Raw genomic sequence first — 14,321 nt, 5'->3', positions numbered from 1 at the left:
TCCCTATCATATATAGTTATTGAACCCGACCGATTTCATTTAGTGGCCAAAAAGCAACGCTTGTGCTGCCTATGACTTCCTTCATCGGGACTAAACCAATTATTCGGCTGTCTGTACTGTTACTCCGATTGTCTCCCATCACAAACAAGTAACCATCTGGAATCACTTTCTCTCCTGTCAGTTCTTCAAGGGTGAAATCCTCTGTTAAAGTACCGCTGCTCACTTCGTTTTTATTTGATTCCAAATAGGGTTCTTCTTGAGGTTCACCATTGATAAATAATTGATCATTTTTATAAGCGACATGATCTCCTGGCAATCCAATCACTCTTTTAATATAATCTTGTTTTTCAGTTGCGTGGAAAACTACGATATCATACCGATTTGGACCTTCAACTTCGTAGCCGATTTTATTAACAATCATCCGCTCTCCATTTTCAAGAGTCGGCATCATTGATTCCCCGTCGACAACAATCGGGGTGAATAAGAAATAACGAATTAGCCAAGCTGCAATAAAGGCAATGAGCAATGCTTTTGCCCACTCCCAGACCTCATTTTTTTCTTTTTTAACTTGTTCCATCCTTTGGCCTCCTGGCATCTAAAACAATAATTGTTCGTTTCTATTCCATTACATGATTTTTTTATTTCACTTACTACGAAGACGAAAAGTAAAAAGTAAAAGTTTCAAATCAATATTGAGTCATTTAATCTCAGAACCATTTGCGAAAGTTAATCCTTTTTCAATTAATGCGCGTCGGGTAATATCAAGCGCTTTCGGACCCATTCCATGTAATTTCAAAACCTCAGCCTCACTAACTTTAGTTAATTGCTCAAGCTGGAGATATCCAGCTCCAACCAGTGCACGTCGTGCTGGTGCGCCTATTGAAGTTGGGATGTCACTTATTAAACTACTATTATTTTTCGTCATTACTTCTCACCTTTCTTGAATGATTATTCAAAATAAAATTGTTAAGGATTAATTTCTATAATCATCCACTTATGTCCTTCTTTCCACCTTTTCAAAACTACGAACAATATAAAACTAAAAAAACATCCCACCTGTCAGCTACTGCTTACAAGCGGGATGTTTTCATACTAATGATTTTGCTTTTTCAATTTGCATACGGACTTGGTCAAAACCAGTTCCCCCAAGCGAATTTCTTCGCTTAACTGCCGCTTCGGGTGACAGTACATCGTAGATATCGGGTTGAATTAAACTACTGGCTACCTGCAAGTCTTCTATCGTAAGGTCCAACAAGTAAATGCCGCGTTGGATACATAGGAAAACGAGCTTCCCTGTGACTTCATGTGCTTCTCGGAACGGCATACCTTTTGTCGCCAAGTAATCGGCAAGTTCCGTAGCATTTGAAAAGTCTTGATGCACCGCTTCATTTAATCGCTTTGTGTGGACAGTCATGGTTCTTACCATGCCTTCAAAAATTTGAAGAGATCCATTCAAAGTCTGAACCGTATCGAACATGCCTTCTTTGTCTTCTTGCATATCTTTGTTATACGTGAGTGGCAATCCTTTAAGCGTAGTCAACAGGCTAAACAAGTTCCCGTACACACGACCCGTCTTTCCGCGGATTAACTCGGCCATATCCGGATTTTTCTTTTGTGGCATGATGCTGGAGCCTGTGGCGAATGCATCGTCGAGTTCAATAAATTGAAATTCCTGGCTCGACCAAAGGATGATTTCTTCAGCGAAACGTGATAAGTGCATCATCACAAGTGAGGCATTACTTAAAAATTCCACGATGAAATCACGGTCACTCACGGCATCCATGCTATTTTGGTACACTTGCTCAAACCCAAGGGTATTGGCTGCTTTTTCACGGTCAATCGGGAAAGTCGTACCTGCAAGTGCGCCGGCACCTAATGGTGAAATATCAATACGTTTAAGTGATTCAGACAAACGTTCCTGATCACGCTCAAGCATCCAGAAGTATGCCATCAAATGATGAGCAAACGAAATGGGTTGCGCACGTTGCAAATGCGTATAGCCAGGTGCAATGGTTTCAACATGTTGCTCTGCTTGCATTAGTATGGCTTGTTGAAATGCTTTGATGCTCTCAATAATTTCTTGTACACGAGTTTTTAAAAAGAGATGCATATCTGTTGCGACTTGGTCATTTCGACTACGTCCAGTATGCATTTTGCCCCCAACTGGCCCGATCAAATCAATCAACATTTTTTCAAGATTTAAATGAATGTCTTCGTTTGCAACTTCAAATACCAACTCATCATTCGTTGCTTTTACTTTCAATTGCTCCAGACCGTCGACAATCTTGCTAACATCTTCAGCAGGTAAAATTCCGCAGTCGCCAAGCATTTTTACATGTGCCATGCTGCCCGTCAAATCTTCCATGACGAGTTGTTGATCAAAGCCGATGGATGCGCCAAATTCATCAACCCATTGTTCAGCAGACTTTTGAAAACGGCCGCCCCATAGTTTGGTCATTCCGACACCTTCTCTTTTCCTTTGTTAACCATGGCATGAACCTTTGTCGGAAGTCCCCATAGCTCGATGAAGCCCACAGCAGATTCATGGTTGAATTCATCATCCGTAGTATAAGTAGCTAGTTTTTCGTCATACAGTGAATTTGGCGATTTACGTCCTTCAACAATTGCATGACCTTTAAATAGTTTCACACGCACCACACCGTTGACATACACTTGCGTTTCTTTAAGGAAAGATTCTAGTGCCACTTTTAATGGAGAGAACCACAATCCTTCATAAATCAGTTCAGTTAATTTTTTCTCGATAACAGGTTTGAAATGAGCCAGCTCTTTAACGAGAGTAATGTCTTCAAGTTCTTTATGCGCTAATAATAGTGTGTGAGCACCAGGCACTTCATATACTTCACGTGACTTGATACCGACTAAACGGTTTTCGACATGGTCAATACGTCCGATTCCATGTTTCCCAGCGATTACATTCAGCTCGGAAATGAGCTCAGCCAATGGATAGGAAACTCCGTCCAACGCAACAGGTACACCTTGTTCAAACGTAATCTCAATCAAATCGGCTGTATCTGGTGTATCTTCTAGTGCAACGGTTAAATCATATGCAGCTTCTGGTGGTTTAGCCCAAGGATCTTCTAAAATACCGCATTCGTTTGCACGACCCCATAAGTTTTGATCTATTGAAAATGGACTATCTAAGTTTATTGGAATTGGAATGTTATTTTTCTTCGCATAGTCTATCTCTTCTTCACGAGACCAGCCCCACGCACGAACAGGTGCGATTACTTCCAAGGAAGGATCCAATGCTTTGATTGATACTTCGAAACGTACCTGATCATTGCCTTTTCCTGTACAGCCATGAGCTACGGCATCTGCTCCGGTTTGGTGTGCGATTTCAACCAATTTTTTTGAAATCAACGGACGGGATAAAGCCGAAACCAATGGATATTTCCCTTCATACCATGTGTGTGCTTGAAGTGAAAGTAATGCATATTCGTTCGCAAATTCTTCTTTTGCATCAATCATGTAACTTTCAACAGCACCGACTTGCAGTGCTTTCTTTTTAATGAATTCTAAATCTTTTCCTTCACCTACATCTAGACAAACAGCGATTACATCGTAACCTTGTTCTTTTAACCACGGAATTGCGACGGATGTATCTAGACCACCTGAGTATGCGAGAACTACTTTTTTGTTCATTTGTCATTCCTCCTGAATGTATGTTTATTCACATTTAATGAATTAATATACACAGATAATAACATGTTATAAAAATGTATACAAGTGAATACTCATACATTTAATAAAGTTTAACTATTCAAAAAAAAGAGTAACCGTAATGGTTGCTCTTCAGACTGTAGACAAAAAATAAAAAGAGTGAATATAACTGTATACTAATCTAATCTTTGCGACGAGTAACCGCAGGAGCAGGTGTTTTCAGACGCCTCCACTCCAATCAACGGATTTCGCTTCTGTTTGCGTATCCCTTCATATTATTTCATTAGTAAAATGGTCGGCTATTTCTGAAGACTCCTGCGGAAAAACTAAATAAGCTAGACCCCACAGGCTCAGCTGTCATAGAAAGCTAAGCCGAGGAGGCTAGCGTTTCGTCCGCGGAAAGCGAAAGAAATAGCCGACCATAATTTTTTTCGATTGAGTGCAAGAGATAAGAATGCGAATTTTTATACTTTTATATTGATTAATATTCTTTTGTCAACAAGTTGAAAAAGCAACCGCATTGGTTGCTCTTGATTACATTCTTATTTCTTCATGAAAAAATTTCGTCCTACGCGTTCAATTAGCCCGGGAGCCATATTGTATGCTTTACTCGAAATGCCCATATACCAAGGCAAATCCACTTCACGTACAGGACGTTCAATTACTCTGACAATCGCACTTGAAACTTCCCCGACTGATAACAAGAACTTTTTAAGTGAACTTTTATATGTACCCGTTGAATCCGCTAAATCCAGAAATGGTGTATCGATAGGTCCCGGATTGATGGTCGTCACGTAAATCCCATGTGGCTGGACCTCCATTCGTGTAGCATTTGCGTAACCGAGAAGCGCGTGCTTCGTTGCTGCATACACAGACGCTTTTGGTGTGGCGATTTTTCCAGCCTGTGACGCAACATAAATAAGATGTCCTGATTTCCTTGTCATCATTAAAGGTAAAATCCTGCTTGTCAATTTCATGGGAGCTGTTACATTAATACGCATCATGTCATCAATTTGTTGGTCAGAAGTATAATGTGCCAAAGCAAACGTTCCCACACCTGCGGAAAAGACGACAACCTCAGGATCCGGACATTGACTCAATACAGTTTCTAGACCTTGATCTGTCAGCAAGTCAGCTTCAATTGCATGAATTCCGTGAGATCTAAGATCTTCGAGAGCAGATTTAGAACGACCTGTGGCATATACAGTGTATCCTTGTTGGCATAAATCTTTTGCAACCTGTAGCCCAACGCCACTTGTCGCTCCTGTAATCAAAACAGTTTTAGGCTTGCCCATAAGTGAATACCCCATTTTGGTCGCGTGACTCGATGGCAAGTTCTTCAGCAAGCAAATAGTCTACTTGTCCTATGGTTTCAGAAAGTGTCAGACCCAGTTCTTTCTCATAGACAAATGGAAATAATTTTTGTGTGATTTCGAAAATGGTCAGTTGTTCTTCAGCAAGCATCGCGTGTACTTTCATCGCACGGTCATGTTGTTTTTCTAAGCGATGCGCAATCAATGCATGGACATTGAATACTTCATTGCCATGACCACTATAAATTTTCTCTACTGGCATGGTCAGGACTTTTCTCAATGATTCGTTGTATTGAATCATGGCTTGTGGACGTCTAGCACTTGGATCAAGTGGAGGCTCAATTAAAGGATTTGATGAGATTTTTTCTAAGATATGGTCCCCACCAATCATCACTTTGCTATCAGCATGCCAAAAAGAAACATGACTCTGTGCATGACCAAGCGTTTCAACGACCGTCCAACCTGGATGTCCAGGAAGTGCATCGCCTTCCTCCACTGTCACATCAAGTGGACGATTTCCCATGAAAGCAACTGGACGTTTCATTTTCTCGACCCACGCATGATATTTCTCTGGAACACCTTCTTCAATTAAACGTTCCAAATAAAACTCATCATGGTAGGCAAAAAAAGCTGGATCTCGAGTCAACCAAAGGTCATTATAGACATGCCCATATACTTTTGCATTTGGAAAAGCGTCAATCCAGCCTGCATGGTCAGGGTGATGGTGCGTCAAGAAAACTTGCTCGACGTCATTGAACGAATAGCCCGCTTCTTTTATCCCTCGTTCCAGTGCTGTATAAGCTTCGGGTGTTTTTGGACCTGCATCAATTAATGAAAGCGTATCTCCTTTTAAAAGATAAGCATTAACGTCCCCTACAGCAAAAGGTGTAGGCAATATTAGTTTGTGGATCATATGGCATTCTCCTTAAAATGAATCACTATTCACTCTATTGTACAAGTTTTCCAAGTTCGCGTCACTTTTAAGATTAGTGAAAAAAATGAGGAGTAACAACGAATTCACGAAAGTTGAACAAAAATGGAAAAGTTGCACCCATCTCTGCATACAATGAAATAATTATCTTTCGAATTTTTATTCAACAGTTGACAACTCTTCGTAAGCAAGCCTATAATTTCAATAATTTAGAACGTTCAGGCTTTGATAAAGAACAGTAATCATGTTGAAGGAATGTAGAGAGTGTGTTCACCGGCTGAAAGACACACTTCCCGCTCACAGGATGAACCTACTTTTGAGCCGCCATGCAAACATGGCCGTGCCTTCGCGATAAGAAGGAACAAGTTGTGTTCCATGTGGGGCAAAACAAGGTGGTACCGCGGAAACATGCGTTTTCGTCCTTTCATTAGGACGGGAGCGCATTTTTTTATACAAAAAAGGAGGAGTAACAATGAAAACGATTGTATTTGTTGGAGCAGGTTCGATGGCCCAAGCGATGATTCATGGCTGGATGAAAGAGGCAACTGTTGCCCCGCAGAACGTATTTGTTATGAACAAATCCGATCGCAAGAAGTTGACTTCCCTTCATGAAACATACGGAGTACAACTCGTTTGTGATGACAAGGAAATTTTGAAAACGGCCGATTTGATTATCTTGGCAATGAAACCGAAAGACGTCCAGGCGGGCATGCAGGCAGTTGCCCCTTACCTTTCGAAGACTGCTGTTGTGTTATCGATTCTAGCAGGAGTTCCAATGGCGACAATCGAGCAAGGTCTGGGCGAACGTCCACTTGCCCGTTGTATGCCGAACACTTCCGCAACCATCGGGATGTCTGCAAGTGCTGTGGCCTGGAATGAACAAATGAATCAAACTGATAAAGAGGAAATTATGCAACTGCTGAGTACTATTGGCTCCGTCATTGAAGTGGAAGAAGATCAGCTGCATGTCATTACGGCTTTATCAGGCAGCGGTCCTGCTTATGTCTATTATTTTGTGGAAGCCTTTGAAAAAGCGGCGGTCGCAAGTGGGCTTGCCCCACATGTTGCACGTAACTTACTTGTCCAAACTTTGGCTGGTTCAGCAGAAATGTTAAAACAGTCAACCGATTCACCAGCTACACTTAGAGCACATGTGACAAGTCCAGGAGGGACAACAGAAGCCGGAATCCAAGCTTTACAGGAAAAAGGATTTATCGACATGCTTGGAAGTTGTTTGAACGAAGCCGAAACACGTTCCCGTGAGCTTGGGAAGCGCTATATTTAGGATAAATTTGCTATACTACCTCATATACATAAAAGGAGGAATAGCATTTTATGGCAAAAGCTAAATTATTCGAAGAATATTCAATCAAAAATGTAACATTCAAAAATAGAATCGTGATGGCACCGATGTGCCAGTATTCAAGTCATAATCAAAATGGGCATGTTGAAGATTGGCATCACGTCCATTACCCAACACGTGCAGTTGGCCAAGTAGGATTGATTATTTTAGAAGCAACGGCAGTCTTACCCGAAGGCCGAATTTCTGTAAAGGATTTAGGCATATGGAGTGATGAGCACACAGCAGGTTTGACTGAACTTGTTCAATCCATGAAATTACATGGCGCGAAAACGGGTATCCAGCTCGCACATGCCGGTCGTAAATCAACGGTGGATGGTGACATTTTCGCCCCTTCCCCTCTTGCATTTAATGACCAATATAAAACACCAGTTGAGATGTCAAAAGATGATATTGCTAATACAGTCAATGCTTTTAAGGCTGGGGCAATTCGTGCCAAAGAAGTTGGATTCGATGTCATTGAACTGCACGGTGCACATGGGTACTTAATCAATGAATTTTTATCTCCATTAACAAATAAACGTTCGGATGAATATGGGGGCAGTGACGAAAACCGCTACCGCTTGCTTCGCGAAGTGATTGACGCAGTTCGTAGCATTTGGGAAGGTCCATTGTTTGTCCGCATTTCCGCACATGATTATACGGAAGGCGGCATGACACCAGAAGCGTATGTAACGATGACCAAGTGGATGAAAGAGCAAGATGTTGATTTGGTTGACGTAAGTTCGGGAGCAAACGTTCCTGCATCCATCGATTCATTCCCTGGCTACCAAGTTACGTTTGCTGAAACGATTAAACATGGGACTCCGATTGCTACAGGTGCAGTCGGGATGATTACTTCTCCACTTCAAGCTGAGGAAATCCTGAAGAATAATCGTGCTGATTTAATCTTTTTGGCACGTGAATTATTACGCGATCCATACTGGCCATATCGTGCAGCAAAAGAACTGCGTACGGAAATCAAATCACCGATCCAATACGAACGTGGCTGGCTATAAGATTATGGAATAGCAAAAGGACCTTTTGCTAACGGATTCATTTTCGAAATACAAAAATTTAAATAAGAAGCAATGCAAAAGGGTTATCAATTCCTATATGAATTGATAACCCTTATTTTTTATTATTACGTTTATTCTGTAAAATTCTCATCTCTAGACAACCAAAAGGTAAATCAAAAAGAATTGGTACTCTACCCGGCCTTAGTTTTATTGTTAATAATACTTCTTCTTTTTTTGTGAAATTTTCGTTCGTACTACACAACAATTCAATTTAAAACATATCATGCGAAGAATGTGCTTAATCTGCATATTACAATAGTTTAAAGGTAGGTCGACTTATGAGTTCACCAATTGATTACACCTCAAAAAATACGCAGTTTGCTTTTGATGTTAATAAAAGTCCTTTCTTTAAAAAAGATAACCAAAACTTAATAAATATTTTAGGAAAACAGCAATTAAATACTTTGAAGAATTTATCTTTACTTGATATTTACCTTAGTGCCACCAATGTCGTCGAGCCACATTATCACCCTAATGCTGAAGAGCTTGTTTATTGCATTTCTGGAGCAGTGGCTGTTTCATTACTAAATCCATTTACTAGGCAATTTCAAAATTATTCAATTACTCCAGGGGAAGTTGTCAACATCCCCCAAGGCTGGTGGCATTATGAATTTGCCACAGAGGATTCCACACATCTACTTGCAATCTTTGATGCCCCAACGCCTCAAGTAATTCTTGGTTCCGATATTTTGAAGCTGACACCTGCAAGTATTATGGCGCATACCTATTGCTTGGATAAAAGGGAATGGAAAAAAGCCATCGCCCCGCTTGATCCCCCTACTTATATCGGACCACCTACGAGCTGCATAAAGACTGAAGAAAGCAATGCGCTTTATTCATGTAACATTAATCAATACGATAGCCATACAACGCAAGAATATAATCCCAACAACAATCCCTACCCCAATCATTAAAGGAGTCATTTAATTCCATGGCAAAAGAAGATTCTATACTTAATTGGTCAACCTATAGAAACTTATCAATATATTGAAGACGTGCATGGGGATTCTATTATCTGCAAAAATCCCTCAAACAAAAGAATAATAATTAATATAAAAGTATAAAAATTGAGTTCTTATTTTTGCACTCTATCGAAATTTCCGCGGACGAAACGCTAGCCTCCTCGGCTCAGCTGTCTATGACAGCTGAGCCTGTGGGATCTAGCTTGTTTCGTTTTTCCGCAGGAGTCTTCAGAAATAGCCAACCACCTTCCAACTTAAATATTTTGCAGAGACACGCTTACAGAAGCAATTTCTTTTGATTGGAGTGGTTGCGGCGGAAAACAACTGCTCCTGCGGTTACTCGTCGCAAAGATTAGGAACAAATTCCCATTGGACCCAATCTTTTCAGCGGGAACAGCACGAGCTGAAGAACCCGCAGGAAACGAATAGTGCAAATGTAAGTTTGCACTATTCGTTTGCGACGAAGCGATGTAGGAGCACCGGTTTTTCTAGTGACGAGGAGACTGAAGCCGTGCCCGCGAAACGCGTCCGCCACTGTAACCTTTGAATAAAGATTGATAGAAATTTAGCGAGAATCCTCAATTTTTTGGTGAAAAACAAACCTCTTATTTTGAACAAAGTTTGATCAAAATAAGAGGTTTCACCTGTTCATTGCTATTCACTTTTATAAAAAAGATTGATTATTTCGGAAATCGAATCTTCAACTAAAAGCACCCGTTAGTTCAATACATAATACATACTAATTTTTGTATATATCCCATTCGCCATTTGACCCATGGTATGTTTCAATTGAAAGTTGATATTTTCTAGTGCACTTTTCACACTGAAAAGTATGGTAAATATTATCGTTTGGCCAAGTACCACCAGATTTCAAATCATTTATATCACAATTACCTTCGATAAGTACAAGTGTGCCCTGGCTTATTATCGCTTTAAGTTGATTTAATAGATTAAAGTATTGGTAAGGCGAAGTTATTGGTATTTTCTCATTGAAACCTTCACAGTTTAAACATTTCATGTCCTCACCTTTTCATCTTTAAATACACCACTTATTGAACTAACCTGCCCCGTTAGTTGAAAAAGAAAAAAAGGGCTACCAAAGCAGCCCAAAGATTTTTACTAAAGCACCCGTTAGTTGAACAAGTAATTTCAAAACGCTATAGTGGATTGAAATTTTTGTCTTTGGCGTAACCCCCAACAACAGGTTTTACAACATTGTTTTTATATATCATTTCGCTTACTCCAAACAACTTGAAATTCCTTTGTGCTTGTCTCAAAGAGACTTCATTTGCCCCACCTTCAAAATCCGGATCCTCATTTTGTACAAGATCATCTTCCCAAAAACAAACTTTACAAATATCATAACTATCCCGTGTTCCTTCTCTAAGAGTTTTATATCCACAACATTGGCATGTATATTTCATATAATCACTCCGACACTTTATAAATTTTATCATACTGCCTGTTCAACTAACCTGCCCCGTTAGTTCAAGAAAAAAAGTGCTACTCCCCAGACTTGAAGTAAAGCACCCCTTTTGCTCAATAATTTACATATATTAACTTATTCAACACATTCGAGAAAAAACCTTCTTATTCAACTAAACTGCCCCGTTAGTTCAATAAGAACTCCACAGGGATTTATTTAATAGTAAAGTTTCGAATAACATCAATAATTAATGGAATTCCACATACTACTAACATTAAAAATCCAAAATATCGAAAAATCAATTCAACATGTTCCATGACGTCTCTCCAAAAGAAAAAGGAGGGTATAGGAAAAATCATTAATATAAAACCAACTATAAACCCATAGAAAAATGTTCTTTGTCTATCCAACCTCTTCACCCCTTCAACTATCCTAACCCGTTATTAAACTATCAATATGTCTTAATTTCGATAGAAATGGCAATATTTCCTTTAACGATACTTTTTTTGAGGGGGAACAAAATTGCTACTGTCAAAAGCATGGGAAGCATTTGAATCTGATAAAAGGATTGAAGGCTTTTCTCCACAGACATTAAAGGCTTATCGGCTCCAATTGTCATTACTTATTGAATATTTTAAGGATATTGAAATAACAACTCTGGACACAATTCAATTGAAAGAATACCTTGCGATTTCAGGGAAGCATTTAAAACCAGCAAGTCTTGCACATAGAATCCGATTTCTGAAATCATTATTCCGATGGTCCCATGAAGAAGGCAACATACTTAAGAATCCAGCTGCGAAAATTAAAGAACCGAAAGTGGGCAAGCGGATACCCAAGTATTTAACCGAAATGGAAATCGAACTTTTGCGTGAAGCCTGTCATTTACCAATTGAAAAAGCAATCTTTGAGTTAATGTTTTCAACGGGTTGTCGGATCGGAGAAATCGTTTCGTTAGAAAAGAACCATATTAATTGGTCCAATCGATCTGCAATAGTCAGAGGAAAAGGCGATAAGGAGAGGGAAGTTTATTTTAATATACGGTGCGACATATGGCTTAAACGCTATATGGACAGTCGCACTGACAATGACCCAGCCATCTTTGTCACTGAAAGACACCCCCATATAATGAGTGTCGCCCAAATGAGGTACATCATCAAGAGGATTTCAAATCGTGCTGGAATTAATAAAGAGATCCATCCCCATCAACTCAGACACAGCTATGCTACTCATCTGTTGAATAATGGAGCACCCATCGAAGTCATTCAAAGTCTACTGGGTCACGAGAAGAGTGAAACTACCCGAATTTACGCTCAACTAAGTGGAAGGTTACGGAAAGAATATTATCAGAAGTACTTTTAAATAAAAGGAGCAACGTCATTAAATGACGTTGCTCTATATTGACTAAAGCACCCGTTAGTTTAAGTGTAATCATTCACAAACTCACTAAAGCTTCCTTTAGCTAATTAAAGTTGATACAACTTTGATATAAGTTTCCAATTATCAAAAGCTTTTTCTTCAACAATTTAAATTTTGTTTATAAAAAAGCCAACCCTCGATAAACAAAGGTTGGCTATTAAAAGATTTTCCATTTAATTTAAATCAATTTTAACTTTCTCTAACTCAACAGGAATATTGGCACTCAATGAACCCATATTAACTCTTATTACATAGTCATCTAGGTTAAAATCATCAATTTCACTAATATCAAATGTGCTTGTAAAGCGTAAGTTATCTTTGTTAATTACTTCGACTGAGTGTTTAATCGGCTTCTCATAAATCTCTTTTTCTGATTCTTTAACCAAAGTGACATCATTTCGGGCAAAATTACTAAAAACCGTAAAGTGTTGATTCATGTTATTACCATTATTTATTTGGAAATCAAAAGTAATGCTCTTATCTGTCTTGATAATATTTTCTATTCCAACAGCTAAATCTTGCCTTTCAGCATTAACTTCGACAGGAGTTGCTTCATCTAACTTAATAAAATGATCAGGTTCACTTAATGCCACTTTAGGAAGAACCTCTATATAACTAGTTTCTCCCTTTATAGACTGTGGAATAATACTTCTGCCTTTAACAATAATTCTATTGTTCTCTTTGACAGTTTCTAGGTCTATTCCGTCTATGGAGATATTGATTTCTTTACCTTGATCATCATATGCCTCTAGTCGTACTTGATCATGTTTTCCTTGAATTGGAAAAGTAGCTGTATAATTAATAGCTGTTGATGCTTTACCTTCAATAATTGAATCGAAATGAACATTAATTTCTGCATCCTCTTCGTTAGTTCCTTTGTCAACATATACTGTCTCGTATGGTAATTGGTTTATCGGAACGTCGAATCGCCAACTTCCTTCCTTTGTACCTATTCTCTTAAATTCAAGTGGGAAAGAAGTTTCTGAAGGTAATTCTGTTTTTGGATAGCTTAATTGTATATGCCCTATATAGCCATTCTCTGATGGCTCCATATATACGATTTCTTTACTATCAGAAATGCCATCTTTACCATCAAATATTTCATAAAACCCTTGAACACTTCCATCTTCTTCCGTTTTTACATTTCCTTTAACAGAAAAAGCAACTCCTACGACAGCTCCATCATAATAAGCATTTGTAATAGATACATCTACACCTTTATAACTATAGGTTTGATTCAATTCTGTTATCAAATCTTGGGATTGTAAATCTCGACCTACAGCATCACTGAAAGCAGTATACACATTTCCTAGAAACGGTACTTCCGCCATAACGTGAGATATTGAAGGAGAAATGAAACTTGAAGAAATAAATATAGTTGCAGCAGCAACTGAAAACCATACAACTTTTGTACTTTTTTTATTTTCGGGTCCATTATGACTAGCACGTTCCTTTCCGGACTTTATTGCATTTAAAACACCATCTTTAGGTACTTCAATTTTCTCATATACTTCTCGAAATGATTTTTTCTCCATTACAGTTCATTCCTCCTAACAATTTTTTTAATCGATCTTTCCCTCTACTCAAATAAGTTTTTACAGTACTTTCCGGTATGTTCATCACATTAGCCACTTCACTTATAGGGAGATCATGAAAATAAAAAAGAATGATAGCATTTTTATGCTTTTTATCTAGACTATTAATAGCCTCTAATAAGTCTAGAATCTCCTCTCTTTTTTCCCTTTTATCCGCAGTAAGCTCGATCATATTGTTCAAAGGTAATTCTTTCTTGCTCTTTTTTAAGACATCATACGAACAGTTTATAAGTATTTTTGTTAGCCAAGTTAAAAAGAACTCTTCATTTTTCAATTTACCAATTGATAAAAAAGCTTTATAGGATGTCTCTTGAACAACATCCAAGGCATCTTCCCTATTTCGAACATACAAATAAGCAGTACGGTACAATTGATCGCCGTTTATAACAAGAAGTTCCTCTAGACATCCCTTGTTTCCCTTTATCGACTTTTTAATTAGGTTAAGTTCTTTCATCAATTTGACCTCCTTTCCGCTTATTAGAGCTAGATTATTATAAAAAAGTTTCAACTTTTTCTTTTTCAAGGAAAAAACAGCGGTTCTGCCAACATTAAAAAAAGAGCGTCTCATGACGGCTC

At 38.7% G+C, this 14,321-nt stretch carries 13 protein-coding genes and 1 other annotated feature; of the genes, 4 read left to right on the top strand and 9 right to left on the bottom strand.

Annotated features, from left to right (window positions below):
* Positions 1-16 precede the first annotated feature (16 nt).
* The 6 genes from lepB to HMPREF1210_RS02560 form a co-directional block, all read right to left on the bottom strand.
* Complete coding sequence (gene lepB, locus HMPREF1210_RS02585; RefSeq protein WP_016427043.1) at positions 17-577, bottom strand: signal peptidase I; 561 nt, start codon at positions 575-577, stop codon at positions 17-19.
* Between the two features lie 120 nt (positions 578-697).
* On the bottom strand, positions 698-925 hold the full coding sequence (locus HMPREF1210_RS02580) for a hypothetical protein (protein ID WP_016427042.1): 228 nt from the start codon (positions 923-925) through the stop codon (positions 698-700).
* Between the two features lie 162 nt (positions 926-1,087).
* A complete protein-coding gene (gene argH / locus HMPREF1210_RS02575) occupies positions 1,088-2,458 on the bottom strand; it encodes an argininosuccinate lyase (RefSeq protein ID WP_016427041.1) in 1,371 nt (456 codons plus the stop codon).
* Positions 2,455-3,663: an argininosuccinate synthase gene (locus tag HMPREF1210_RS02570; RefSeq protein ID WP_016427040.1), complete on the bottom strand. Its 1,209-nt coding sequence runs from the start codon at positions 3,661-3,663 to the stop codon at positions 2,455-2,457. The genes argH and HMPREF1210_RS02570 overlap by 4 nt, the downstream gene beginning before the upstream one ends.
* Before the next feature lie 560 nt (positions 3,664-4,223).
* Positions 4,224-4,976, bottom strand: coding sequence for an SDR family oxidoreductase (locus tag HMPREF1210_RS02565; RefSeq protein ID WP_036659324.1), 753 nt, complete (start codon positions 4,974-4,976; stop codon positions 4,224-4,226).
* Positions 4,963-5,907 carry an MBL fold metallo-hydrolase gene (locus tag HMPREF1210_RS02560; protein WP_016427038.1) on the bottom strand — a complete coding sequence of 315 codons (945 nt, stop codon included), beginning with the start codon at positions 5,905-5,907 and terminating at the stop codon, positions 4,963-4,965. Before HMPREF1210_RS02560 ends, HMPREF1210_RS02565 begins: the two co-directional genes overlap by 14 nt.
* A gap of 234 nt (positions 5,908-6,141) precedes the next feature.
* Positions 6,142-6,352, top strand: a binding site (T-box leader).
* A gap of 45 nt (positions 6,353-6,397) precedes the next feature.
* On the opposite strand from HMPREF1210_RS02560, the gene proC reads away from it, so the two are divergent.
* The 3 genes from proC to HMPREF1210_RS02545 all read left to right on the top strand — a co-directional run bounded on the left by proC (position 6,398) and on the right by HMPREF1210_RS02545 (position 9,257).
* Positions 6,398-7,210, top strand: a complete 813-nt coding sequence (proC, locus tag HMPREF1210_RS02555) for a pyrroline-5-carboxylate reductase (protein WP_016427037.1) — start codon at positions 6,398-6,400, stop codon at positions 7,208-7,210.
* A gap of 50 nt (positions 7,211-7,260) precedes the next feature.
* A complete protein-coding gene (gene namA / locus HMPREF1210_RS02550; RefSeq protein ID WP_016427036.1) occupies positions 7,261-8,283 on the top strand; it encodes an NADPH dehydrogenase NamA in 1,023 nt (340 codons plus the stop codon).
* A gap of 338 nt (positions 8,284-8,621) precedes the next feature.
* The gene (locus HMPREF1210_RS02545) at positions 8,622-9,257 is read left to right on the top strand and encodes a cupin domain-containing protein (protein WP_016427035.1); all 636 of its coding nucleotides are present in this window, start codon (positions 8,622-8,624) and stop codon (positions 9,255-9,257) included.
* A gap of 1,205 nt (positions 9,258-10,462) precedes the next feature.
* On the opposite strand, the gene HMPREF1210_RS02535 is transcribed toward HMPREF1210_RS02545, so the two are convergent.
* Positions 10,463-10,729, bottom strand: a complete 267-nt coding sequence (locus tag HMPREF1210_RS02535) for a CPCC family cysteine-rich protein (RefSeq protein ID WP_016427033.1) — start codon at positions 10,727-10,729, stop codon at positions 10,463-10,465.
* A gap of 524 nt (positions 10,730-11,253) precedes the next feature.
* On the opposite strand from HMPREF1210_RS02535, the gene xerA reads away from it, so the two are divergent.
* Positions 11,254-12,093 (top strand): site-specific tyrosine recombinase/integron integrase, encoded by an 840-nt coding sequence (xerA, locus tag HMPREF1210_RS02530; RefSeq protein ID WP_016427032.1) that lies wholly within the window; start codon positions 11,254-11,256, stop codon positions 12,091-12,093.
* Between the two features lie 230 nt (positions 12,094-12,323).
* On the opposite strand, the gene HMPREF1210_RS02525 is transcribed toward xerA, so the two are convergent.
* On the bottom strand, positions 12,324-13,685 hold the full coding sequence (locus tag HMPREF1210_RS02525; RefSeq protein WP_016427030.1) for a DUF4179 domain-containing protein: 1,362 nt from the start codon (positions 13,683-13,685) through the stop codon (positions 12,324-12,326).
* On the bottom strand, positions 13,654-14,199 hold the full coding sequence (locus HMPREF1210_RS02520) for a sigma-70 family RNA polymerase sigma factor (RefSeq protein WP_016427029.1): 546 nt from the start codon (positions 14,197-14,199) through the stop codon (positions 13,654-13,656). Before HMPREF1210_RS02520 ends, HMPREF1210_RS02525 begins: the two co-directional genes overlap by 32 nt.
* Positions 14,200-14,321: the final 122 nt, after the last annotated feature.

Origin of the sequence: Paenisporosarcina sp. HGH0030 (assembly GCF_000411295.1) — a bacterium.
Lineage (GTDB): Bacteria > Bacillota > Bacilli > Bacillales_A > Planococcaceae > Paenisporosarcina.
This window is presented reverse-complemented; position numbering and strand designations above follow the sequence as displayed.

What these genes read in the sequence shown, in the direction of transcription:
- proC (WP_016427037.1), top strand. Translation starts at nt 6,398, where the DNA reads ATGAAAACGATTGTATTTGTTGGAGCAGGTTCGATGGCCCAAGCGATG.
- argH (WP_016427041.1), bottom strand. Translation starts at nt 2,458, where the DNA reads ATGACCAAACTATGGGGCGGCCGTTTTCAAAAGTCTGCTGAACAATGG.
- HMPREF1210_RS02565 (WP_036659324.1), bottom strand. Translation starts at nt 4,976, where the DNA reads ATGGGCAAGCCTAAAACTGTTTTGATTACAGGAGCGACAAGTGGCGTT.
- lepB (WP_016427043.1), bottom strand. Translation starts at nt 577, where the DNA reads ATGGAACAAGTTAAAAAAGAAAAAAATGAGGTCTGGGAGTGGGCAAAA.
- HMPREF1210_RS02520 (WP_016427029.1), bottom strand. Translation starts at nt 14,199, where the DNA reads ATGAAAGAACTTAACCTAATTAAAAAGTCGATAAAGGGAAACAAGGGA.
- namA (WP_016427036.1), top strand. Translation starts at nt 7,261, where the DNA reads ATGGCAAAAGCTAAATTATTCGAAGAATATTCAATCAAAAATGTAACA.
- HMPREF1210_RS02535 (WP_016427033.1), bottom strand. Translation starts at nt 10,729, where the DNA reads ATGAAATATACATGCCAATGTTGTGGATATAAAACTCTTAGAGAAGGA.
- HMPREF1210_RS02570 (WP_016427040.1), bottom strand. Translation starts at nt 3,663, where the DNA reads ATGAACAAAAAAGTAGTTCTCGCATACTCAGGTGGTCTAGATACATCC.
- HMPREF1210_RS02580 (WP_016427042.1), bottom strand. Translation starts at nt 925, where the DNA reads ATGACGAAAAATAATAGTAGTTTAATAAGTGACATCCCAACTTCAATA.
- HMPREF1210_RS02525 (WP_016427030.1), bottom strand. Translation starts at nt 13,685, where the DNA reads ATGGAGAAAAAATCATTTCGAGAAGTATATGAGAAAATTGAAGTACCT.
- HMPREF1210_RS02560 (WP_016427038.1), bottom strand. Translation starts at nt 5,907, where the DNA reads ATGATCCACAAACTAATATTGCCTACACCTTTTGCTGTAGGGGACGTT.
- HMPREF1210_RS02545 (WP_016427035.1), top strand. Translation starts at nt 8,622, where the DNA reads ATGAGTTCACCAATTGATTACACCTCAAAAAATACGCAGTTTGCTTTT.